Annotated in this window: 23 protein-coding genes and 6 tRNA genes; 2 read left to right on the forward strand and 27 right to left on the reverse strand. The window is 51.5% G+C overall.

From position 1 onward, the window contains the following. Positions 1-73: 73 nt before the first annotated feature. On the reverse strand, positions 74-1,768 hold the full coding sequence (locus LK536_RS54960; RefSeq protein ID WP_025485791.1) for an ABC transporter substrate-binding protein: 1,695 nt from the start codon (positions 1,766-1,768) through the stop codon (positions 74-76). A 127-nt stretch (positions 1,769-1,895) separates the two neighbouring features. After that, the gene (locus LK536_RS54965; protein ID WP_227796599.1) at positions 1,896-2,903 is read right to left on the reverse strand and encodes a hypothetical protein; all 1,008 of its coding nucleotides are present in this window, start codon (positions 2,901-2,903) and stop codon (positions 1,896-1,898) included. A gap of 203 nt (positions 2,904-3,106) precedes the next feature. Between LK536_RS54965 and LK536_RS54970 the strand changes: the two genes are divergently transcribed. Further along, a tRNA-Arg gene (locus LK536_RS54970) sits at positions 3,107-3,180 on the forward strand. A 238-nt stretch (positions 3,181-3,418) separates the two neighbouring features. Here LK536_RS54970 and LK536_RS54975 read toward each other — a convergent pair. The 24 genes from LK536_RS54975 to LK536_RS55090 form a co-directional block, all read right to left on the reverse strand. Then, positions 3,419-3,730, reverse strand: coding sequence for a hypothetical protein (locus LK536_RS54975; protein ID WP_025485788.1), 312 nt, complete (start codon positions 3,728-3,730; stop codon positions 3,419-3,421). Positions 3,731-3,839: 109 nt separating this feature from the next. After that, positions 3,840-5,144 (reverse strand): dicarboxylate/amino acid:cation symporter, encoded by a 1,305-nt coding sequence (locus tag LK536_RS54980; RefSeq protein WP_130790008.1) that lies wholly within the window; start codon positions 5,142-5,144, stop codon positions 3,840-3,842. A 41-nt stretch (positions 5,145-5,185) separates the two neighbouring features. Continuing rightward, a complete protein-coding gene (gene rfbD / locus LK536_RS54985) occupies positions 5,186-6,079 on the reverse strand; it encodes a dTDP-4-dehydrorhamnose reductase (protein WP_227796598.1) in 894 nt (297 codons plus the stop codon). Between the two features lie 127 nt (positions 6,080-6,206). Next, positions 6,207-6,803 carry a GTP pyrophosphokinase gene (locus tag LK536_RS54990; protein ID WP_040380151.1) on the reverse strand — a complete coding sequence of 199 codons (597 nt, stop codon included), beginning with the start codon at positions 6,801-6,803 and terminating at the stop codon, positions 6,207-6,209. Between the two features lie 253 nt (positions 6,804-7,056). Then, positions 7,057-7,128 (reverse strand) — tRNA-Gln (locus tag LK536_RS54995). A gap of 37 nt (positions 7,129-7,165) precedes the next feature. Then, a tRNA-His gene (locus LK536_RS55000) sits at positions 7,166-7,239 on the reverse strand. A gap of 38 nt (positions 7,240-7,277) precedes the next feature. After that, positions 7,278-7,351: transfer RNA gene (locus tag LK536_RS55005), tRNA-Arg, on the reverse strand. Between the two features lie 155 nt (positions 7,352-7,506). Then, positions 7,507-7,917 (reverse strand): PTS sugar transporter subunit IIA, encoded by a 411-nt coding sequence (locus LK536_RS55010; RefSeq protein WP_120055452.1) that lies wholly within the window; start codon positions 7,915-7,917, stop codon positions 7,507-7,509. A gap of 82 nt (positions 7,918-7,999) precedes the next feature. Continuing rightward, positions 8,000-8,869 (reverse strand): PTS system mannose/fructose/sorbose family transporter subunit IID, encoded by an 870-nt coding sequence (locus LK536_RS55015; RefSeq protein ID WP_227796597.1) that lies wholly within the window; start codon positions 8,867-8,869, stop codon positions 8,000-8,002. After that, positions 8,866-9,651: a PTS mannose/fructose/sorbose/N-acetylgalactosamine transporter subunit IIC gene (locus LK536_RS55020; RefSeq protein WP_120055450.1), complete on the reverse strand. Its 786-nt coding sequence runs from the start codon at positions 9,649-9,651 to the stop codon at positions 8,866-8,868. The genes LK536_RS55015 and LK536_RS55020 overlap by 4 nt, the downstream gene beginning before the upstream one ends. An 18-nt stretch (positions 9,652-9,669) precedes the next feature. Beyond that, positions 9,670-10,158, reverse strand: a complete 489-nt coding sequence (locus LK536_RS55025) for a PTS sugar transporter subunit IIB (protein ID WP_120055448.1) — start codon at positions 10,156-10,158, stop codon at positions 9,670-9,672. Positions 10,159-10,172: 14 nt separating this feature from the next. After that, the gene (gene murQ / locus LK536_RS55030) at positions 10,173-11,105 is read right to left on the reverse strand and encodes an N-acetylmuramic acid 6-phosphate etherase (RefSeq protein ID WP_050927266.1); all 933 of its coding nucleotides are present in this window, start codon (positions 11,103-11,105) and stop codon (positions 10,173-10,175) included. Beyond that, positions 11,099-11,779, reverse strand: a complete 681-nt coding sequence (locus LK536_RS55035; RefSeq protein ID WP_008719410.1) for a PIG-L deacetylase family protein — start codon at positions 11,777-11,779, stop codon at positions 11,099-11,101. The genes murQ and LK536_RS55035 overlap by 7 nt, the downstream gene beginning before the upstream one ends. Before the next feature lie 15 nt (positions 11,780-11,794). Next, entirely contained in the window at positions 11,795-12,733 is a 939-nt protein-coding gene (locus LK536_RS55040; RefSeq protein WP_008719412.1) for a GNAT family N-acetyltransferase, read from the reverse strand. Between the two features lie 54 nt (positions 12,734-12,787). Beyond that, positions 12,788-13,633, reverse strand: coding sequence for a MurR/RpiR family transcriptional regulator (locus LK536_RS55045; protein ID WP_008719414.1), 846 nt, complete (start codon positions 13,631-13,633; stop codon positions 12,788-12,790). Positions 13,634-13,865: 232 nt separating this feature from the next. After that, positions 13,866-13,936, reverse strand: a tRNA-Gly gene (locus tag LK536_RS55050). Positions 13,937-13,961: 25 nt separating this feature from the next. After that, a tRNA-Pro gene (locus LK536_RS55055) sits at positions 13,962-14,036 on the reverse strand. 201 nt (positions 14,037-14,237) lie between these two features. Further along, the gene (locus tag LK536_RS55060; protein ID WP_008719415.1) at positions 14,238-14,738 is read right to left on the reverse strand and encodes a YfcE family phosphodiesterase; all 501 of its coding nucleotides are present in this window, start codon (positions 14,736-14,738) and stop codon (positions 14,238-14,240) included. Next, positions 14,735-15,355 carry an RdgB/HAM1 family non-canonical purine NTP pyrophosphatase gene (rdgB, locus tag LK536_RS55065; protein ID WP_008719419.1) on the reverse strand — a complete coding sequence of 207 codons (621 nt, stop codon included), beginning with the start codon at positions 15,353-15,355 and terminating at the stop codon, positions 14,735-14,737. Before rdgB ends, LK536_RS55060 begins: the two co-directional genes overlap by 4 nt. Before the next feature lie 62 nt (positions 15,356-15,417). Beyond that, positions 15,418-17,106 (reverse strand): lectin like domain-containing protein, encoded by a 1,689-nt coding sequence (locus tag LK536_RS55070; RefSeq protein WP_331472241.1) that lies wholly within the window; start codon positions 17,104-17,106, stop codon positions 15,418-15,420. Then, positions 17,103-18,266 carry a THUMP domain-containing class I SAM-dependent RNA methyltransferase gene (locus tag LK536_RS55075; RefSeq protein ID WP_227796596.1) on the reverse strand — a complete coding sequence of 388 codons (1,164 nt, stop codon included), beginning with the start codon at positions 18,264-18,266 and terminating at the stop codon, positions 17,103-17,105. Before LK536_RS55075 ends, LK536_RS55070 begins: the two co-directional genes overlap by 4 nt. Positions 18,267-18,286: 20 nt before the next feature. Further along, positions 18,287-18,844, reverse strand: a complete 558-nt coding sequence (yfcE, locus tag LK536_RS55080) for a phosphodiesterase (protein WP_227796595.1) — start codon at positions 18,842-18,844, stop codon at positions 18,287-18,289. Positions 18,845-18,893: 49 nt separating this feature from the next. Then, on the reverse strand, positions 18,894-19,226 hold the full coding sequence (locus LK536_RS55085; RefSeq protein ID WP_025485773.1) for a rhodanese-like domain-containing protein: 333 nt from the start codon (positions 19,224-19,226) through the stop codon (positions 18,894-18,896). A 289-nt stretch (positions 19,227-19,515) separates the two neighbouring features. Next, complete coding sequence (locus tag LK536_RS55090; RefSeq protein WP_227796594.1) at positions 19,516-19,806, reverse strand: hypothetical protein; 291 nt, start codon at positions 19,804-19,806, stop codon at positions 19,516-19,518. 672 nt (positions 19,807-20,478) lie between these two features. On the opposite strand from LK536_RS55090, the gene LK536_RS55095 reads away from it, so the two are divergent. After that, entirely contained in the window at positions 20,479-20,682 is a 204-nt protein-coding gene (locus LK536_RS55095) for a cold-shock protein (protein ID WP_008719434.1), read from the forward strand. A 166-nt stretch (positions 20,683-20,848) separates the two neighbouring features. On the opposite strand, the gene LK536_RS55100 is transcribed toward LK536_RS55095, so the two are convergent. Continuing rightward, complete coding sequence (locus LK536_RS55100) at positions 20,849-21,562, reverse strand: NlpC/P60 family protein (protein ID WP_506092251.1); 714 nt, start codon at positions 21,560-21,562, stop codon at positions 20,849-20,851. Positions 21,563-21,823 lie beyond the last annotated feature (261 nt).

Consider the following 21,823-nt stretch of genomic DNA (forward strand, 5'->3'; position numbering starts at 1 on the left):
TATGCGGCACCCAGGCAGTCCGGCGGACGCCGGACTAATATCATATGTATGGCCCCGTCAAGGCAGCCGTAATTTATTCTGAAATGGACAGCGGATAGAAATCATTGTCGCTGAGGCCGTTCCAGGCAACCTTAAAGTTCTGCACGCGCTTGGAAACAGCGAAGAGGTGGAGTCTGGAAAACATGGGAACCCATGCAGCATCCTCTGATATGATTTTCTCCTCCAGGGCATTGTATTCCTTCATGCGCTCATCGTTATCCAGGATGGTCCTGGCCTTTGCCACGCGCTCCATCACGGCTGTATCCGGATAGTTCAGGGAACGGGCCGTGGTTTTCTCCACATTGCCGAAGAAGGTGTAGATAAAGTTATCCGGGTCATTGTAATCAGCCGTCCATGTGGAAATGAAGGAACCAAGCTCGCCGGATTTCCTTGTCTCCAGCCATGTGGACTCATCATAATTCTTAATCTCCGCATTGATTCCCACCTGGGCCAGCTGCTCCTTGATGATCTCAAGGGCCATGGTCATGGTGTCGGAAGCCGACATATCAGCCGCAATCTCCATGGTGAATCCGTCCGGGTATCCTGCCTCTGCAAGCAGGGCCTTGGCGCCTTCGGGGTCATATTTGATTTCAGGCATATCCGGGTTAAAGCCAATCAGGCCGTGCGGGAAGATACCGTTCTCCAGCTGGCCCTTGCCGCCGTAAAGTGTGTCCAGGATTACCTGGCGGTCAATTGCCATCTGGACCGCTTTCCTGACCTGCAGGTTGTTAAACGGTTCTATCTTCTGGTTCATGGTAAAGTAGGTTGTTCCAAGACGCGGTCCGGAAACCATCTGGTCCGGATAAGTCTCCTGGAAACGGTCAATCTGCTCTGTCATATAGTCCATGTCCAGAAGATCCAGCTGGCCGCTCTCAAACATCATGGTCTGTGTCTCAGTATCAGGCACGATCTTGATTACAACGCCCGGAAGCTGGCTGGCTCCCTGGAAATAATCATCGTTCCTCACAAGTACAAGCTGGTCATTGTAAGTCCAGCTGGCAAACTTAAAGGGGCCGGTGCCAACGGTCAGGGCCGGGTCAAGGCCGAACTGGTCCCCTGCTTCCTCGGTGGCCTTTTCATTGTAAATGCATACGGCCGGGGTGGAGATGCAGGCCAGGAAACCGGAATACGGTTCCTTAAGGGTCAGCTTAAATGTGTAGTCATCCAGGATTTCGAAGCCTTCCAGCTCAGTTGCGGTTCCCTCAAACAGCTCTGAGGAGCCTTTTATCTGGTCCAGGAATTCGGAGTTGGTCCCTCCCTGTACCGTAAGCATGCGCTCGAATGTATATTTCACATCACTGGCCTTCAGTTCCTCGCCATTATGGAACTTCACGCCTTTTCTCAGGTAAAAGGTGTATTCCATGCCGTCGTCGCTGATGTCCCACTTCTCTGCCAGACACGGTTCAATGGAGGATGTCCCGTCATCCGCAACCTTGATTTCACAGAGACTGTCATAGATATTAATGGGAATCTGATAATCCTTGGATGTCTTCTGCATGTCCGCTGTCTGGATATCCGCATTCAGGGCAACGTAAAGGAAACCCGTTGTGTCAATGCCGGTATCGCCCACGCTCTGTCCTGCGCCCGCTCCCTGGGCGTCTCCCGAAGCGCTGCTCTCTGCCGCTCCCGGCTGGGTTGCTGGCGTGCTGCCGCCCTGACCGCCGCAGCCGGACAGTCCCAGACCGGCAGCCATCATCAGTGCAAGTACCAGGCTTAATTTTCTTTTCATAGATGCTCCTCCTTTTTGTTCGGCCTCATACACAAAAAGACGCAGTACAACTTTTTTCTGCGTCATTGCATCCTCTTCCGAATTAATTGACTTATGAAAATAATAATACCATAGGGGATATCTCTTTTCAATGTTTTTGTTGCAGTTCTTCATTTACCAGGTCAAAGGTTTCTGTTTTATCATCCATGGTCACAGTTACCCGGATTACTTCATCACCCTGCACAATCGCCCCGCCCCTGCTTGCGCCGCGGAGCTTGAATACCGTGTCCCTGTATGGTATGGCATCGCTGAGGGACCCGCCTCCCACGGAAGTTTCATAAGAAATAGCAAGTTTTTTCGTCTGATTCAATACATCCAGGCCTTTTTTGTAAGATGCGGTTACCTCATACTGGCATTCACTCTCTGAACTCAGACGGCCATCCATATTGTAAAGTGTAATGGAGCCATCCACCTGGTACTCAAAATCCCATTCCTCATTGCCGCCTGTAAATGTAAAGCAGCGGCGGTCCACGGAATCAACATACTTTGTCATATCCGGTTTACGGATGAAATCAGTCAGCATGCCGGATGACATGATTACTTCCGGCAGCTGCCCGTAATCGCTGCTTTGATTGGAAGATGAGGCCGGTAAGACCATAGCAAGGTAACTGCCCCAGAATTCAAGGGAATCCTTATACACAGCAAAGGTCTGCGGTCCGGTTTCCTGCTGTTTCGGGTCAAGCTCCTTTATTTCATAGTAGGCATCAATTATCCCCTCTTCCTGGAGTTTAATCATGACCGCCTCATTATGGGCGCTAAAATATACAGGCAGGGATCCATCATATGCTTTCATGAATTCACGCACCTGTGCCAAGTATCCTGATTCCGAAACCGGGATAAACCGCAGTGGTTTGTCCAGCCGTATATAGTTCCCACGCAGCCGTTCGGGCAATTCCGTTTCTTTTGCCTGGGTCCACTCTATGTCTGTATCCAAAAACCAGACAGCCGCGTCCTCTTCCGTCCCCGTTGCCATGCCTCCCCTGTCTTCCCCGCTGATTGTCACATCAGGCTCCGTTCCATCAATAACAGATGCCTTACATCCTGTGGTAAGAACCACAGATAAGGACAGCATTGCCATTAAACCAGTTATACGCATTGCATCCACCTCCTCCAAACAGACCATTCATCGCGCCATATCTTATAGTCATAATATAGCATAATGCAGATATCAATATCTGTCATTTGTATTAAATGTTTATTACAATGGACTATAAAATTTTTTTCCAAAAACCATTGACATTTATCTCCAAATGGGATATAATAGCTCTTGCGCTGTTAGAGATAAACAAGCAGCAGCATGCGTCAGTAGCTCAGCTGGATAGAGCATACGGCTACGGACCGTAGTGTCGGGAGTTCGAATCTTCTCTGGCGCATGAAAAAAGCCTCGCAGGTGAACCTGTGAGGTTTTTTGTTGTCTGTAATCTGTGTTGTCTGTAATCCTAATCCTATAAGCCTAATCCTATTAATCGAAAACCGGCCGCATGGTTCCTGAACCGCCCGGCCGGTTCGGTCCGCCTTCATTAGGAACGAAAGGATGCAACGGGATTGTCCGGTGTCACATACCGCATCCCGTCTTTTCTCCCGCCCCAGGGAACCTCCTTTGCAACGGTATCAGCCGTTCTCGTCCAGGACAGCCCGCACCACTTTAAGTATCTCCGGCGTGACCTTAATCATGCGCTGGCGTTTGGACACCTTAGCCACCGCATCCTCAAACCCCACTCCATCCCGCCCTGTCATGGCATCACGCATAAGGATATAATAGAGCATCAACCCACGGATTTCCACCCAGGGCAGCTTGGAGGCCAGCTCCTTCTCAACCGCTTTCTTCTGCTCGTCCCCTCCGGGAAAGATTCGGTACAGATAGTCACGCTCATCCCGCTCCCGTTCTTCCCTGCTCTTAAATTCAAGTCCAAATAAACTCATGGTTCCCTCCTGTGTATTCTCTGATATGCCGTACAACAGCCCTAGAACAATTTTCAAACACGCTCTAATACCAGTATAAAATCCACAGCAGGGAACGTCAAGGACATCTTTACTCCCCCTCCTGCATCATCTCCGTGCCGTAGAACACACCGCGGTCCAGCGAACCGTCCTGACTGGCCACAATGGTGGTACATACCGCGTCCCCTGTTATATTGACAGCCGTCCTGCTCATATCCAGGATACGGTCAATCCCCATGATAAGCGCTATGGCCTCCACCGGCAGCCCTACGGATGCAAATACCATGGAAAGGGTGATAAGTCCCACCCCAGGCACACCTGCGGTGCCGATGGAGGCCAGGGTGGCAGTGAGTATGACGGTCAGATAGTCTGCCACAGACAGATGGATTCCGAATGCCTGGGCCGCAAACACCACGGCCACACCCTGCATGATGGCCGTGCCGTCCATATTGATGGTGGCCCCCAAGGGAATGGTGAATGAGGATACCCGCTTGGACACCCCCATTTTCCTGTGAAGGGTTTCAATCGACATGGGGATGGTTGCATTGGAGGTGGCTGTGGAGAAGGCAAATCCCATGACCGGAAGGAACTTTTTCAGGAACACCCTTGGGCTTAAGCCTGTAAATATCCTGAGTATGACCATGTAAACCACCACACACTGTATGACCAGTGCAAGGAGGACGCCTGCCATATATTTGAGAAGAGGGACGAACGCATCAAAACCAATCCCTGAAAATGTCCTGGCCGTAAGGCAGAACACGCCGTATGGCGCCAGCTTCATGACCATCACGGTCATCTGCATCATCACATCATTGAACTGTCCGAAAAAGTTCCCCACTGTCTCAGCGCTTTCCCCAAGTCCTGCCAGAATGACCCCCACTAACAGCGCAAACAGGATGATGGACAGCATGTCCCCGCTTGCCAGGGCATGGATTGGATTGGTGGGGATGATATCCAGCAGGGTGTCCGCCAGCCCGGCCCGCTCTGCAATGGACACATCCGCCGCCTCGATGGACGACATGTCAAGCCCCTGGCCCGGATTGATTACATTGGCGGTAAGGATGGCAGCTGTTATGGCAAGGGCGGTGGTGACCAGATAAAAGCCCAGCGTCTTCACGCCTATCCGTCCCAGCTTCCCGGTATCCCCCATGGCCATGCTGCCGCAGACCAGGGAGCAGAACACCAGCGGAACCACCAGCATCTGCATGAGACGCAGGAACCCATTTCCAATCACATAGAAAATGCCGTCTATCATCAGGCCGTCCCTGAAAGGCCCTGCCGGTACCACATAGTGGAACAGGATCCCGGCAGCCGCTCCCATAAGAAGTCCGATGAAAATTGCCGTGGTAAGCCCCGGCTTCCCCATCCCGCCTTCTTCCGCCCCATTCTTCCCCATTCCCCTATCCTTCCTCCCGTCATCCTTCCTCCATAACGTCCTCATCTCCCCTGCCTCCAATCCATACCAGCCATATCTGGATCCTGACGCCTGCGTCTCCACTGCTCCATATACGCTTCCAGCATGACCTTCCAGTCAGGAAGCAGGGCAATGCCGGAAATCCGCAGCATCATGTTATCCAGTACGCTGTAGGAAGGCCGCAGGGCATTCAGGTCATCATCCCCGCCCCGGGCCTGCATCACCGAGGCGCCGGTCCCTGACAGGCGCACTGCCTCCCTGGCAAATTCATAACGGCTGCAGCTTCCCTGTCCCGTCACATGATAAAGGCCGTCCTCCCCGTGGTACATCAGTTCCACTGTCTTTTCCGCCAGCTCCTCCGCCCCTGTGGGCGCTGCGTACTGGTCTGCGGCCGCATGTATGACCTGTCCCTGTTCCGCCCTCCTTAGGATCTGCCCCAGATAAGGGCTTCCCGCCCCGAATATCCAGGAACTCCTGATGATGATATGCCTGCTGCAGAATTCCCGTACAAAGTTCTCCCCTGCCAGCTTTGATTTCCCATATATGGTCTGTGGACCGGGGGTATCAAATTCCGTATATGGCTCCCGGCTGTCCCCGTCAAACACGTCATCCGTGGAAAACTGTACCAGCCTGGCCTTTCCCATCCTGGCGGCCACGCTGAGATTCCTTGCCCCCAGTGCATTTACCTTAAACGCAAGCTCCGGTTCCCGCTGGCACCGGGCCAGGTCCGTAAGCCCTGCGCAGTTAATGATGAAATGGGGCCGGTTCATTCCCGCATACTCCATCACATCCCCTGAAACCGTGATATCCACGGAATCCACATCCGTCAGGAGAAGCTCCACCGGTTCTGACCTTAAAAGCCCTGTCAGCTTGCGCCCGACCCTTCCATTTGCACCGCATATCCATATTTTCTGCATATCATTTCTGCCTTCCTGTTCTTTATCTTGCTATTATTATGTACAGAAGGCGCAAAAAAACGGCATCCGAAGATAAATTCCGCGGATGCCGGCCTGATAGCCTGATGGATGGTTGTCCTAAAACCACCTATTTCCTTTCGTTGTGCGTTTCAAATTCATTTTCAATCTCTTCCAATATATGTGCGTAACGGCAGAATTCCGCTTCCAGCCTGTCCTTGTTCTCCGGCTGTTTTTTATAGCACACCCGGTGCTCCATACTGGCCCAGAAGTCCATGGCCATGGTCCTAAACTGCACTTCCACCGGAAAATACTCCATGGTGTCCAGACAGTACACCGGTATGCCTAAAACCAGGTGCAGGCTCCTGTAACCATTGGGCTTGGGTGATAGTATGTAGTCCTTTTCCTTAATCTCCACAAGATCCGTCTGGCGTTTCAGGATATTTACCATGTTATAGATATCATCCACAAAATAACAGATGACGCGTATGCCTGCAATGTCCTGAAGCTCGTTCCTGGCATTGGCAATGCTGTCCGTAAATCCAAGACGCCTGAGCTTATCCTCAATGCTCCTCTTTTCCTTAAGCCGGCTCTGGATATTATGGATGGGGCCGGAAACATTCTTTTCTTTATACAGGCTGTGATTCAAAACCTCCAGACGGGTATTCAGCACACGCCTTGCATCCTCATAGGGCTTGATTAAATCGTAATATTGCTCATTGGTCATCCCTCGCCCCTGCCTCCCTATCATTTTCTTTTCTCCGGCATGCCCTTAACATGCCCTTATGATCCGCATGTCCTTAACGCAGCCCTATCACTGCCATATTTATCCAGCATACAGGGAATTTGTGAGTATTTTGTGATGGGATTCTGAAATTTTCATTAGGATTCTATGGAAAAATAAAAGAAAAAAAGCAGCCATACCATGGTGATACGGCTGCTGACCGGGCCGCCCTCTGGCGCGCCTGTCATGAATGGAGCTGGGCCGGCGGGATTCGAACCCTCGAGTGCAGGAGTCAAAGTCCTGTGCCTTACCGCTTGGCGACGGCCCAATAAATCCGGATAAAAAAAAATTCCCAATAAGGGAAGGGTGAGTAGAGGGATTCGAACCCTCGGCCTCCAGAGCCACAATCTGGCGCGATAACCAACTTCGCCATACCCACCATAATATTATTATTCGCTTTTCAGAGCTTGCGCTCAATGAGCCTGAAGGGATTCGAACCCCCGACCCACGGCTTAGAAGGCCGTTGCTCTATCCAACTGAGCTACAGACTCATGCTCGCTGACAACTTACCATGATGCCACACTTTGTCCGTCTACCGTTGTCAACGAGTCATAGTTTACCATAGGTTCTGTAAGATTGCAAGCACTTTTTTATTTTTTTTCCCTGGTTTTTTCGTGGATTATCCTGCCGGACGTCCGACGCTCCCCTACATCGTTCCTTCCATCATGGCAGACACATCCACGATTCCCTCTTTCCCAGCCTGGATAACCTCAGCGGGCAGTTGCTCAAATGGAACATTTTCCCGTATGAACAGGGCCTGGACAATGGATGCCATGTTGGCTCCCGCCACCACCTTGAGGTTCTTGCCCATCGGTTCTGTCAAAAGCTGCACCGCCACGTTAAAGGGCGAGCCGCCCAGGATGTCCGTCATCAGAAGCACATCATCCGATTCAAGGGCATTGATGGCCTGGATCATGTGGGATTTAAGCTCCTCTATGCCCTCTCCTTTTGTAAAATTAACAACCTGTACCTGTTCCGGCACCCCGGCCACCAGCTGGATGGCGCTCATCACGCCCTGTGCATACTGTCCATGGCCGGTTATCACAATACCTGTCACCTTAATTCCTCCTGATATCTATTGTCTTCTCCCCTTTTCAGACACCTGCCCTGGAGCGTGTCTGAACATCCATTCCCGCCGTCTATGCGTAGAACCCGCTCATATACCCGATTCCGGTCAGTATGGCTGCCAGGACAAGGATCAGTCCCATCAGCTTAAGGGGTGACCACTTCTTCTTGGCATACAGCCAATACACGCCCAGGGTCAGCCCTAAGGGCACCAGACGCGGGAAAATGTTGTTGATTGTGGCGTCTGCGTTAAAAATCACCTGTCCTGCCAGCACCTCCCCGGTAGCGGCGTCAAACACGTCCTTCACAATCTGGAATGGGATGGAACAGCTGACAAAGGATGCGGTCAGGGCGCCGACCACCAGAAGTCCCATGAAGTTCATGGAATTGGTCAGGATATCCATCTTCCTGGTTGCCATGAACCCGGACATGCCCTCCAGGCCCGACTTATATCCAAAGTAGAATAATTTCCTGGACAGGATGCAGGTCAGCACCGGATAAGCCAGCAGGTAGATGGCCGCGCCCACCCATGCCATGGAACTGTCCAGTCCCTGTGAGATGGACATACATATGGTCAGGAGGATGGGAATGATGGTGGCCACCCACAGTGAATCGCCGATGGCGGAGGTGGGGCCGATAAGGGCCACCTTGACGGTGTTGATCACATCCGGCGTGCACTGGCCATTGGCATTGGCTTCCTCCATGCCGCACACGATGCCGTTACAGATGGAGCCTACCTGGGCCTCTGTGTTAAAAAGGGTCACATGGCGCTTCAGGGCCTCGGCCTTTTCCTCTTTGCTGTCGTACAGTTCATCCACAACCGGCGCCATTGCCTGGCCAAAGGCCATGCCCAGCATACTCTCCGCCTGCTGGGAGCAGCCGTTCCAGAAAAACCAGTTCCAGAAGGATTTATCCAATGTTTTTTTGCTTAACTGCCTGCTCATACCCTTGCCTCCTTTTGCTCAATCTGAAACACATAGTAAATCACTGCCAGCAGGGTCGCGATGACAGCCACTGCCATGGTGTTTAAGTTAAAGTACGTCACCAGTACGAAGCCCAGCAGGAAAATGCAGATCTGCCACTGCTTTTTTAACAGGAAGGAGATGATGATCCCCATTCCAAGGGCAGCCATCATGCCCCCAAAGGTGCTGAGCAGGGTCGTGAGCCAGCCCGGTATCATGGATGCAAAGTCAGCCTGTGCCGATGCGGCCGTCATGGTGGTGAGAAGGATCACGGCCGGGATAAAACGGCAGGCCAGGCCAATGAGCTGTCCGCATACAACATTGGGGATATACATCTTTCCTGTTTCCCCTGCCTCGGCGTATTTGTTGGCAAGGCGGTTTAAGGGCAGGTTCAGGGCGTAGGACAGGTTCCACACCATCTGTCCCACCAGACCGCCGATTCCTGCGAACACCACGGCCAGGCCGATTACCTGTGTGCTTTCCATGCCTTTTCCAAATACCAGCGCCCCGGCCGTGCCTATGTATGTGGCATAGGATAAATCCCAGGCCACTGCGCCGCCCGGCGTCACATTACCCATGTACATGATTTGCAGGGCAATGCCCACAATCATGGCTGTCTGCAGGTCCCCCATAATCACGCCCACCACAAAGGATGCAACCAGCGGCCGTCCCAGGGTATACCATCCAATGGTATTACCCACAATGGAGCCAATGGAACCCAGATACACAAACAGTGAAATTGCTATAATCTGTAAGACACTCATTTCTTCCCCTCCTATACGTTAAATTGTTTTCTTAAATGCTTCCCACGTTGTTCTGGATGAGGTGGGCAGCTGGTGGAAAAATACCTCCAGTCCGTCATTTGCAAACCCATCCAGTATTTCCACATCCTGGTCGCTGAGGTAGAATATCCCCGTGGCCCCGTCCAGCTTATGCCTGGAATCCTCCTTTTTAGCCAGGTTCCCCAGCATGATTGCCTTGGCCCCTCTTATCTCCTCCTTAAGGGCTGTCAGGACTTCGGGCTGCTTCACGATCATCAGCCGGTTCCCGTTTCCCGGGGTTTTCAGTATCTCCCTGGCCTCCTGGGTCGTGACAATGTGTGTTTTGTAGGTGCCCGGCACGCCCATGGTCATGATGGTCTTGAGCATGGGATTCTTGGCGCTCACATCATCCACTGCCACGATTTCCTTAATCTGCAGCGTGGGGCACCATGCCACGATGGTCTGTCCATGTATCAGCCTGTCGTCAATTCTTACATACAAATCTGCCATTGCAGTTCCTCCTTTCAGGCACGGCCGCGCGCACCATCCAAACATTTCCTGACAAATCCTTTGTGGATTTCCAGACGTTCCTTTGCTTCTTCGGCGGTTACCCCTGCCAGGATCATGACAATGGCGGCTTTAATCCCTCCATCTGCCTCTGAAAGGGCTGCCTGTGCCGCCTCCTCCGTGCAGCCGCATGCCATGGATACAATCCGTTTGGCCCGTTCCACCAGTTTCAGGTTCGTGGCCCGCATATCCACCATAAGGTTTCCATATACTTTTCCGATTCCCACCATGGATGCAGTGGAAATCATGTTCAGGATCATCTTCTCCGCAGTTCCCGCCTTAAGCCTTGTGGATCCTGTGAGGATTTCCGGCCCCGCGTCCACCTCGATGGCAATGTCCGAATAGGCGGAAAGCTCTGCCGGGCGGTTGCAGGAAAGCCCCACGCAGCACGCGCCCGCTTCCCTGGCATATTCCAATGCGCCGATGCAGTACGGGGTACGCCCGGAAGCAGAAAGGGCCACCACCACATCCCGCCCATCCACATGGAGCTGTTCCAGGTCCTTCCTGGCTTCCTCCTTGGAATCCTCCGCTCCCTCCTGGGCGCGGACAAAGGCTTTCTCACCTCCTGCAATGATTCCCACCACCTCGTCCGTGGTGGAAAATGTGGGCAGGCACTCCACTGCATCCAGGATTCCCAGCCTGCCGCTGGTCCCTGCCCCGGCGTAAACCAGCCTCCCCCCCTGGTTCAGCGCGCGGATGACAGCCTCCACGGTTTCCTGGATCTGGGGCAGCACCTGCTTTACGGCCTCAATGACATTTTTATCCTCTTCGTTCATCACGGTCAGGAGTTCCCCCACACTCATAAGGTCCAGGTCCAGTGTCCTGGGGTTCCTGCTCTCTGTCTTTAAACCGGATAATACTTCCTTATCCTTCCCCTTCAGTCCTACCATAAGCGTTCCTCTATCTGGCTTGCATACATGTAGCCCACTGTATTGCAGTCGTTTCCTGATTCAATTCCCCTTACCTTAAGGTTGGTGGTATAGTAAGGAATATACGGGAAATCGTTGATTTCCCCCTTAAATACCTGATACTCCTTAAGGGCCTCAAACCACTGCTCCGTCTCCCCGCTGCTGAGGCTGTAATACGCCTGGGGGATAAAGCCCTGCAGGTCCTCAAAGGTCTCGCCGTACACCAGCCGGATGGGATTTCCCTTTTTCCTGAGATGCTTCACGGCCAGGGTTACCGCGTCATGGGTATTGATATGTCTCGGATGCATGGAACCGCGCCAGTGGGTGATGACCAGCTCCACCTTTTCCTCTTCAAAATATCCTTCCAGCCTCCTGGCAAAGTCCTCCAGGGAGGGCATGCTGCTTGACACATATCCCAGCCAGATGGTATCGCCGCCCAAGGCCTTGGCCGCCCTCTGGTTCTGGTCCAGAAGCGACTTAAGATATGCCTGTTTCTCCTCCTCCGTCGCACCTGGGTCCTCCAGCCTGCCCTGGGTCACATGGATCAGGGTGCAGTGGCTGCCCTGCTTTGCATATTTTAAGATCAATGGTCCTCCAAGCAGCTCCGCATCCAGTGAATGGGCGCCGATACTTACCACGCGTTTTGCTATTTCCATTTCCTGTTCCCTCCCTTATATATCCTTGCGGTAATCCTTAAATGTCCTGAACACATGGACCCCGTGGCGTTCATAGAACCTGCGGCCCGGGTCATCCGTGGACACAAAATACAGGTGGTAGATCCCCCTCTTCTCCATCTCCAGCTGGGCCAGGTCAAAGAGGATGCTGCCAAGCCCCTGGTTCCTCACGCGCTCCGCTGTTCCAATCGGCCCGAAACGCATGGGATTTTCATCAATCATCCTGGTACAGAATCCGCATATCTTATCCTCTTTATCAAGTACCAGCAGGATACAGTCCTCTGCCCGGTCATGCTGCATGGTCAGCAGGCAGTTGCGCTTCCATCCGCCCCCGAATTCATCACGGGCAAAATTCAGCAGGTCCACCGCGTATTCATATGAAAACATCTTAAAATCAAATCCCGCCTCATTGGCCTTTTTCAGCCGTTCCTTTGTCTCATCCGACAGGCGGTAGCCGTGCAGGTCCTTGCACATGGAATAGCTGGTCTTACCCTTCACATAACCGTGCTTTTCAAAAAATGCCGCTCCCCCCGCATAATTCTCCGTATCCACGCCCGGGAAAAAGTAACTCGGGCTGTAGGCCGCCAGGGTGATGTTCCTGGCCCCCCTTGCCTTTAAATCCGCCTCCGCCCTCATAAGGAGCTTTGTGCCGATTCCTTTTCCCTGGTATTCCCCGGACACAAACATCACATTAATCCATCCGCGCTCAGGTTCCGTCCCCCGCTCCAGATAGGGGAATTTTCTTTTGGTGGCCAGCAGGAATCCCACTGTCTTCCCATCCTCCAGCGCCACATAGCACAGGTCCGAATCAAAGTTGTCGTCCAAAAGCGCCTGCTGGCGGAATTTATGTACGGTTATGGGGTCTGCGAAAAGCTCCTGGTTCCAGAGTCCCACCACCTGGGCTTCATATGCCTGGTTATAGGTTAAGAGTTCCATGATAGTCCCTTCCTTCCTTAATATAGTCGTTTTCCTTAAATACAGCCGGATTCCTTATATGATATCCTTTGTTATTACATTGCTTTTGAGCCTGGATATATTCCTCTCATAATTATTCTTCACATATGCGGTAAACAGTATGTCGATGATGTTCAGCTGGGATATCCTGGACGCGGTTGCCGCGGTCCTCACCAGCAGTTCCTTGGCCGACACGTACAGTTTGCAGTCAGCCAGGCGGGTCAGTTCATTCTCAGCAAACCGGGTCACCGTGATGATTGGGACATCCTGTTCCTTCAGCACCTTGGCGCAGGTCAGCATTTCCTTGGTCAGGCCTGAGTAGCTGAATATGACGGCCACGTCCTCCTTTGTCAGGTTCCTTGCGCACACAAGCTGGGAATGCCAGTCATCATTGCAGATACAGGGCTTGTTAAGCCTAAGGAACTTAAGATACATATCCCTGGCAGCAAGGAGCGAGGAGCCGATTCCAAACAGCCCTATGGTCCTGGCCCTCTCAAGGATGTCCACACAGCTTTGCAGTTCGTCCAGATCCACTAATTTGCGTGTGTCCTCCAATGCCTGTATGCTTCTGTACGTGACCTTATCCACAATATCCTTCAGTCCGTCGTCCCGGCTGATTTCCGTGCTGATATCCTTACGGGCCTGGCTGCGCAGCGCAATCTCGTAATTCAGGGAGCTGCTGAATTCCTTATAGCCGCTAAACCCCAGCTTCTTGCACAGACGGATGATTGTGGCCGCCGAGGTATAGGTCCTCTCAGCCAGCACATGGATGCTGAGCTTGGATGCTTCCTCCGGCTTTTCCAACAGGTACCGGACCAGATCCTTTTCCGCCCCGTTGGCCTGTACCCTGTACTCCTGCAGTCTTACCAATACATTCTTCATCGTATCCCGTCCTCACTTTTAATTATAGGAAATGAAACTAAATTGTCAATAAATCCATTATATAACGAAACTTTGTTTCAATCAATGTAACAATTATTCCTTTTCAAATTAATTGTTTGAAACTTGTTGACAATTCCTTCTTGTCTCTGTTATTTTTATCACAAACCGACCTGCCGACTTTGGGAACATTTTTCCACGCAAAAAAAGAAGCCTCATAAGGCTTCTCCCTGAGAGCAGGTGATGGGAATCGAACCCACGTATCTAGCTTGGAAGGCTAGTGTTCTACCATTGAACTACACCTGCATATAAACAATCATTCGGTTATGAATCGGGGTGACAGGATTCGAACCTGCGACCTCCTGGTCCCAAACCAGGCGCTCTAGCCAAGCTGAGCCACACCCCGGTACCGGTATAATATACCCGTCATTCTCTCCCGTCTCACGACGCAAAAGTTATTATATACTATGCCGGTTAGAATGTCAATGTTATTTTTATTTTTTTGGTTCCCGCTCCCCCTTGACGTTTTCCCTTTGACGCTCTCCTTCGGCCTTTTCCGGGAAATGGGTTCCGCCCTTATATTCCGCCCTTTCCCGTGGTCATATTCCTACAGGAAGTTCAGGGCAAAGTGGGCTTCACCCTCCTTATCAATCTCCATCAGCATGTAGGATGGCCTGTGGCCGTCCTGGCGCGGATAGGAAAGGCTTCCCGGGTTCAGTACAATCAGGTCCTTATCCCCCGGCTTTTTGTCAATCTCGTAAAACGGCCTGTGGGTGTGTCCATACATGGCGATGTCAAATCCCCTGGCCCTGGCCTCCTCAGCCAGATACTCGGCCCCAACGGAGACATTATAGTAGTGCCCATGGGTCAGAAGGGTCCTGTAACGTCCAATCATGATATCCTTTTCCCTGTCCAGGCAGGAGAAAAAGTCATTGTTGCCCAGAATCATCTCCAGGTCACAGCCTTCATTCACCCAGGTGGCAATCATGTGCTCACTGCCCTCCGCGTCCCCCAGATGGATCAGCATATCCAGGGGGCCTGACCGCGCAATGACCTGCTTAAGGTTCTCGTCCTTCCTATGGGTATCACTGACAATCAATATCTTCATCCCGCGTCCTCCCCATCCTTTTTAAGCACTTCTTCAAGGACCGTCTTCATGGCCCTCAGCGCCTTTCCCCTGTGGCTGATTGCATTCTTCTCCTCCATGGTGATTTCAGCCGAGGTCATGCCGTAGGCGGGAAGATAGAGGATCGGGTCATAGCCAAAGCCTCCCTGTCCCGCAGGTTCATCTGCAATCAGGCCCTCCATGGTTTCCTCTGTGTGGAGCACCCGGCCGTCCGGCAGGACTGCGGCTATATTGCACACGAACCGCGCGCTGCGCTCCTGCCCAACTGCCTGCTTCAGCCTGTCAATGATATTCCTGTTCTTAATCTCATAGGAGGTATCCTCCCCCATGTATCTGGCTGAGTATATTCCCGGTTCCCCGCCGATATAATCCACTACCAGGCCGGAATCATCCGCCAGCACGATATCCCCTGTCAGGTTCCACACTGCCCGTGCCTTAATCTCGGCGTTCTCCCCAAAATCCGCCCCGTCTTCCACAATTTCAGGATTCACCCCTGCCTCCTTCATGGACAGCACGGGCAGTCCCAAATCCGCCAGCAGCACCCTTATCTCCCGCATCTTCCCTTCATTGCCGGTTGCAAATATTATTCTATGTCCCATTTCCTCAATCCTCATCTGTCATTTCCCCTGACAACCGCCGGTACGGCCCTGCAGACGCCGTACTATTCCGTATATGCCTTCAGGCAGAGATTGCACTTCTGTGTTTCTTCCACATGCTCCCAGACACTGCCGTTATGGCTTAGGTATCCCTCGCCGTCCGACAGGTCCACCTGGGCAATGCCGTCCCCTGCATCGTATTCAATGGCAACCGGATGAACGGTTCCCGGTGTTGTTATTTTTATAATTATAGCAAATTTTTCATTATCATCCAATCTTATTTTTTCTTTCAGGGGCACGGTATAGTAACCTGCGTTGGCGAGTTTCCCCCTGACCACCGGGGTCCGGCTGTTAAGGGCCTTCTCCATCCTGTGGCTGCCCGCTTCCGGCAGGTTCCTTGCCACATATATCTCATACTCCGTATCCTTATCCGTTGCATAGAATCCGGCGGCAGCCAGGTCCTCCCCTTTCCCGGCCCTGTAAGTATTGGCAAACCACGCCTCGTCCTGGCCGTATCCAATCTGCCCCACCCAGCCGCAGAGGTCGCTCTGGTATATCTTCTTATAATTGTCCACCGGTTCCACGCCCGTGTAGACAATGTTGTGCACACCGATATTGCTGTCATGATAGGACACATAAAAATATCCCTGGTCCCCAAAGTCCTCCCCCCAGCTGTTGGTACAGATGAACGCGCCATCCCCCTCCAGCTCCATGTTGAAATTCTCCTTTGGATAATTGTCATCCCAGCCCACGATGACGGAGTCATGGTTGGGCTGCTCACTGCCGATGTAACAGTATGAATTGGTTTCCCGGTTATAGTACACGGATTCGCTTTCATAATCCCGCATGGATGTGAACAGGGAGCTTTGGACGCCGCCCTGTAAGTATACGGCGCGCTTAACCGCATCATAGTCCTTTGGACCAAGGACCTGGATTTCCTGCACATGCTTTGAGGGCTTCAGATTGTCCGGTGAATACCCATCCCCATAAGGATCCTCCGATTCCAGCACTGGACCCTGCCATGCCAGCAGATACGCCATGGACATGGTATATTCCCCGCCCTCATCCTGTCCCAGCAGGAAGCTGTTGTGCATGGTCATATGGTCCACGGCAAACATCTCCCTGTCCGTTGGCAGAAGTGAGGATTCCAGGGCTGTCAGGGAGGCGAACGCCCAGCATGTCCCCAGCGAACCCTGGTTGCCGATCTGGGGCGCCCTTCCTGCCTTCCTGTAGTCATAGGATTCCGGAAGCTTTATGTCAGCGCCCCGGCCCCGGTTCCAGGTGTAAGGAAATGCCTTTCCCTGATTCCCAACCGTATGATCCGCGCCTGATTGTCCATGTGCTCCTGTCTGCCCATCCGTCCCGGATGTCCCCTGACCTGAACCGCCTGGCTTTCCCGCACTTCCATGGCCCGTATCCGCTGGTCCTGAACCGTCTTTTCCCTCTGAGCCGCTGCCTGTCCCGGTACTGCCCATGGTTCCACGGTCATCCCCTGTGCCGGAACCGCTCTGGGTCCCGGTGCCGCCTTCTAATCCAAAGCCGTCCTGGGTCCCGGTGCCGCCTTCCGATTCAAAGCCGTCCTGGATCCCGGTGCCGTCATCGGCTCCAGTGTCATCCACGGCTTTCTCCATCCCCTGCCCTCCCCCAAGAAGGCGTGAACATCCGGCCGAATTGCCTGCCAGGATCAGGCCCAGCAGGATCAGCATCAGCCGTTTTCTCTGTCCGTATGATAAAAAGGTATTGCTATGTCTCAATTCTCTCTGCTCTCCTGACTTCGTCTGGGAGGCTTGGGACCCATAAACTGGTAAAAATATGTTTTCATCATTCCATTATAAATCTTGCGGTTCTTATCCGCTTTGCGCCCGATGTACTTCTCAGTATCCTCATAGGAAGTGATAAGATACATGGACCATGCGTCAAGGGCAGCATAGCGCTCCCCGATTTCACGGTACAGCGCCGGAAGGTTGGATTTATCCTCAATACGCTCACCATAAGGCGGATTCGATATGATGAAACCATACTTCTTAGGATGGCTCAGGGCGCTGACCGGCCGTTGCTGGAAGTGTATCATATCAGCCACTCCTGCGGACTCCGCATTGGCCCTGGCCGCCTTCACGATATCGCCGTCAATGTCATATCCCTGGATATCCACCTTTATATCCGTATCCACCAGTTCATTGGCCTCATCCATGGCCTCATACCAACATTTACGTTTAATTATGTTCCTCCATTCTTCCGAAAGGAAGGAGCGGTTCATGCCCGGCGCCATATTGGCTGCCAGCATGGCCGCTTCAATGGGAAATGTCCCGCTTCCGCAGAACGGGTCCACCAGGATGCGGTCCCTGTTCCACGGTGTAAGCATGATCAGGGCAGCCGCCAGTGTCTCCGTAATAGGAGCCTTGCTGGTCAGTGTCCTGTATCCACGCTTGTGCAGGGAATCGCCGCTGGTGTCAATGCCTACCGTCACCATGTCCTTGTACAGGAAAACGCGCAGGGGATAACTGGCTCCATTTTCAGGGAACCATGTGACGCCGTAATGCTTTTTCAGGCGCTCCACCATTGCCTTTTTCATGATGGACTGGATATCCGAAGGGCTGAACAGCTTACTTTTAATGGAAGATGCCTTGGCAACCCAGAACTTACCATCCTCCGGGATATATTCCTCCCAGGGTATGGCCCTTGTGCCCTGGAACAGTTCCTCGAAGGTCTCTGCCTTAAAGCATCCCACCTTTAACAGCACCCGCTCCGCGGTGCGCAGGAAAATATTGGCCCTGCATACAGCCTCGTCATCCCCGATAAAGGTGACACGCCCGTCTTCCACCAGGGATATCTCATATCCCAGATCCAGTATCTCTTTTTTCAGCACCGCCTCCAGGCCAAAATGGCAGGGTGCAATCAGTTCATATGTCTTCAATCAATTATCCTCTCCGCATATTACAGCTTAATTTCTTTTACCACATCCCCATCCAGGGTAAGGATGGAGAATACGCCGTCCTCCAGCATGGCATATGTGTTGGGGTTGCCTCCCTTGGGTATGGAAACCGACCCCGGGTTCAGCACCGTAATGGTCCCGCATGCTTTTGTGTCCACCTTCTCCGCCTTCAGCAGATGGGTGTGTCCATGAACCAGTATGTCCCCTACTTTCATGGGCGGCAGGTTATCCTGGTCATATACGTGGCCATGGGTTGCATAGAAGGTCCTGCCGTCTATGACAAACAGCCCGTAATCCGCCATGATAGGGAAATCCAGCACCATCTGGTCCACCTCCGTGTCACAGTTCCCCCGGACCGCGTAAATCTCATTCTTCATGGGATTTAACATGGCAATGACTTCCTTGGGTGCATATTCCTTTGGAAGGTCATTGCGGGGACCGTGATACAGTATGTCTCCCAGAAGGACCAGGCGCCCTGCCCCCGACCTTCCATATATATCCAGCATCTGCCTGCAATAGTACGCAGACCCGTGTATATCTGACGCAAACATTATTTTCATAGGTTTATCCTCCAAAAACAGGGTTTTGTCCTGAAATTTCAATGCATTTCTATTCTATAGCTGATGCAGGCCTTCTGTCAATGTATTTCCCCCGGTAATTCAACATTCCGCCGGCCAGGTCCACTGCCTCATACCCCATTCTCCACAGGTCGCGGCAGGCCAGCATGCTTTTCGCCCCCCTGTCGCAGTAAAACACCACGGCGCCGTCCTTTCTTATCCGGTCCAGGCTGGCCTCCAGATCCTCAAAAGGAATGTTCACGCTTCCCCATATCCGGTCCCTGCCAAACATCCACGGTTCGCGCAGGTCCACCAGCTGCGCCACCTTTCCCTGCTCCATCCATTCATCAAACTGTCTATATGATATCATTGGAAATGTCGTCATTTCCCATTCACCTGCCCTTTCCTTTATGTCCGTCAGGTCCGGGTACCGTACGGGATAAGTTCCTGTGAATCCAGCGCCAGCCTGTCAGACGTGTCCTATTACCAATATATGCAGGACCGTGCCTGTGGTGCCGGACAGGCTGGCATGAATCAAAAAAAGCCTGGCAGGATAATGCTGGTTTCCTGTCCAGGCAGCTGTATTGACAACCCAAAAGCACCAGAAAAAGGCCACCGTTTTAAAACGGCAGCCTTCTCCTTCCATTCCGGCATGGACCGGAATGCAGCCAATCTTAGTAGTTTGAGTCGTTTCTGCTGCTGTTCTGGCTGTTGTTCTGTGAACTGTTCTGAGAATAGTTCTGGGAGCTGTTCCTGGAGCTATTCTGAGAGCTGTTCTGGGAATTGTTCTGAGAGCTGTTCTTGGAGCTGTTCCTTGAGCTGTTCTGGGAACCGTTCTGGGAATTGTTCTGAGAACTGTTCTGGGAATTGTTCCTGGAGCTGTTCTGGCTGTTATTCTGCTGATTCATGTTGATGCTGTTTCTTGAGCTGTTTTCCATGTCGTTGCTGTAGTTATTATTAGACATTTTCACTACCTCCTAAAAACACGTTTTTTGTTACAGGCTTAGTATGGCAGGAATTCCGTCTGTTTATTCCTTAAAAATAAAAAATCAGTCCACATCACCGCAATCCGGTCCGCTGGCACCTGGTTCCGTTCCTTCAGGATACGGCAGATACAACGGGGATATTATGACTTTCTCACTATTAACATCCAATTTCCAGGAGCAGAATTCATCCATACGTGCGTAATTAACTGCCGTTATCATCCTGTGCCGGGCGAAATTTTATAAACCCAAACAATGTTTGCACACTTTTCATGGTCATATCATCAAAATATGGTTGCATTTTTCTAAAAAATATATTATAAATAATATGAGGTAAAATGGTTTCCCTTAAACCATGACCTCATCCTTATTAATTATTTATACTCCCCTTGAGTAAACACCGGATAGCTCCCCTATCCGGTGTTTCTCTGTCAACAGGGCTGTGATTTCTAAGTTTTCGAAATTTTCGAAATTTTATTAAATAATTTTGATTTTTCCATTGACATCCCCTCCCCTATATGTTATAGTAACAAAGTATTTTTGATTAAATTCTGATTTCACATATTTTTGTAAGTCATGAACACGATTGATGATTTACAAAAATATGTGATTTTATTTTATTCAAAAAAAATAATATTACAGGAGGTATCTTTCATGAACAAAGGTACAGTTAAATGGTTTAATTCACAGAAGGGCTTCGGCTTCATCACAAACGAGGAGAACGGCGAGGACATTTTCGTTCATTTCTCAGGAATCGCATCCAATGGCTTTAAGTCATTAGAAGATGGACAGTCCGTAACATTTGACATCACTAACGGCAACCGTGGTTTACAGGCTGTTAATGTCTGCGTAGCTTAATCCGGGCTAAACAAGGACTCTAATTGAGGACGGGCGGGATTCACATCCTGCCCGTCCTTTTTTGCGCCGGTACAATCCGGCCAACGCAGGACAGGGACGGACGGAAAAAGACGCGTCCCGGAATGAACATTCATCCCGGGACGCGTCTTTTATCTATTTGAAAATCTTATCCTAGCACATTCACTATCTTAACCGGATTCCTGTAGTTCCAGTTCGATATGGTAATACCTGTACGCTCCGTGGAAGCATGTACAATCTGCCCGTTGCCAATATACATGGCTACATGGTTGATTCCCCTGCCGCCTCCGTAAAACAGCAGGTCGCCTGGCTGCATCTGGTCTGCGCCGATGGGCATGCCCTGGCTGGCCTGTCCGCCTGAAGAGCGGTTCATGCTGATTCCCGCGGAATTCTGGAGCACATATCTTGTAAAGCCGGAACAATCCACGCCTGTGCGCGGGTCGCTGCCGCCATACTTATATCTTCCGCCTACAAACTGCATGGCATAATTCACCACCTGCTGGCGCTTATAGCTGTTGGAAGACTCCAGCGCATCCTGCTGCACTTCCGCAATCTCATCTTCCGTCACCTGCTCCACCGTGGCATTGCCTGATACGGGAAGGTAACCTTCGGTATCGTTCACCCGTACCTTCATCCATCCATTCCCTAAATCCTCTAATACCTCGTATGTATTCCCTGTCCGGGCTGTCATAAGCACTTCTTCGCTGTCCATGTTCCGGTTGATGTTCACACTCTCAGATGTGATGGTTGCCACATATGTTCCGGCTGTAAAACCAGGTCCGATGGCTGCCATGGATGTGAATGGATTCATTATCATCAGCATACCACACACAGCGCCTGTTCTTATCAGTTGACCTAACATACTTCTCATTAAGGAAATCTCCCATCGCGGTTTAGTTTTGAATGAATGATGATGCCCTATTTGTTACGTAAATGTTACATTCATTACAGATTTATTATAGCACGTTTTCATGTTTCGTCAACATCTTTATATATTTTTAATACTTTTTATATCATTTTTAACAAAACCGCCATGAAACTTAACAAATAGAGTAGGGAAATAATTGCTAAGAATTATTTCCCTCTCGTTGAACCGTACGTACGGGTCTCGTATACGGCTCTA

Origin of the sequence: Clostridium pacaense (genome assembly GCF_020709765.2) — a bacterium.
GTDB classification, from domain to species: Bacteria; Bacillota; Clostridia; order Lachnospirales; family Lachnospiraceae; genus Enterocloster; species Enterocloster hominis.

Coding starts and splice junctions, on each gene's coding strand:
- LK536_RS55085 (WP_025485773.1), bottom strand. CDS start 19,226: ATGACGACATTTCCAATGATATCATATAGACAGTTTGATGAATGGATG.
- LK536_RS55025 (WP_120055448.1), bottom strand. CDS start 10,158: ATGGCAGATTTGTATGTAAGAATTGACGACAGGCTGATACATGGACAG.
- rfbD (WP_227796598.1), bottom strand. CDS start 6,079: ATGCAGAAAATATGGATATGCGGTGCAAATGGAAGGGTCGGGCGCAAG.
- LK536_RS54990 (WP_040380151.1), bottom strand. CDS start 6,803: ATGACCAATGAGCAATATTACGATTTAATCAAGCCCTATGAGGATGCA.
- LK536_RS54975 (WP_025485788.1), bottom strand. CDS start 3,730: ATGAGTTTATTTGGACTTGAATTTAAGAGCAGGGAAGAACGGGAGCGG.
- LK536_RS55035 (WP_008719410.1), bottom strand. CDS start 11,779: ATGGAAATAGCAAAACGCGTGGTAAGTATCGGCGCCCATTCACTGGAT.
- rdgB (WP_008719419.1), bottom strand. CDS start 15,355: ATGGGACATAGAATAATATTTGCAACCGGCAATGAAGGGAAGATGCGG.
- LK536_RS54980 (WP_130790008.1), bottom strand. CDS start 5,144: ATGGGGAAGAATGGGGCGGAAGAAGGCGGGATGGGGAAGCCGGGGCTT.
- LK536_RS55020 (WP_120055450.1), bottom strand. CDS start 9,651: ATGAGTGTCTTACAGATTATAGCAATTTCACTGTTTGTGTATCTGGGT.
- LK536_RS55045 (WP_008719414.1), bottom strand. CDS start 13,633: ATGAAGAATGTATTGGTAAGACTGCAGGAGTACAGGGTACAGGCCAAC.
- LK536_RS55060 (WP_008719415.1), bottom strand. CDS start 14,738: ATGAAGATATTGATTGTCAGTGATACCCATAGGAAGGACGAGAACCTT.
- LK536_RS55090 (WP_227796594.1), bottom strand. CDS start 19,806: ATGTCTAATAATAACTACAGCAACGACATGGAAAACAGCTCAAGAAAC.
- murQ (WP_050927266.1), bottom strand. CDS start 11,105: ATGGTAGGACTGAAGGGGAAGGATAAGGAAGTATTATCCGGTTTAAAG.
- LK536_RS55015 (WP_227796597.1), bottom strand. CDS start 8,869: ATGAGCAGGCAGTTAAGCAAAAAAACATTGGATAAATCCTTCTGGAAC.
- yfcE (WP_227796595.1), bottom strand. CDS start 18,844: ATGAAAATAATGTTTGCGTCAGATATACACGGGTCTGCGTACTATTGC.
- LK536_RS54960 (WP_025485791.1), bottom strand. CDS start 1,768: ATGAAAAGAAAATTAAGCCTGGTACTTGCACTGATGATGGCTGCCGGT.
- LK536_RS55040 (WP_008719412.1), bottom strand. CDS start 12,733: ATGGAACTCTTAACCTATAACCAGGCATATGAAGCCCAGGTGGTGGGA.
- LK536_RS55100 (WP_506092251.1), bottom strand. CDS start 21,562: ATGTTAGGTCAACTGATAAGAACAGGCGCTGTGTGTGGTATGCTGATG.
- LK536_RS54965 (WP_227796599.1), bottom strand. CDS start 2,903: ATGCGTATAACTGGTTTAATGGCAATGCTGTCCTTATCTGTGGTTCTT.
- LK536_RS55095 (WP_008719434.1), top strand. CDS start 20,479: ATGAACAAAGGTACAGTTAAATGGTTTAATTCACAGAAGGGCTTCGGC.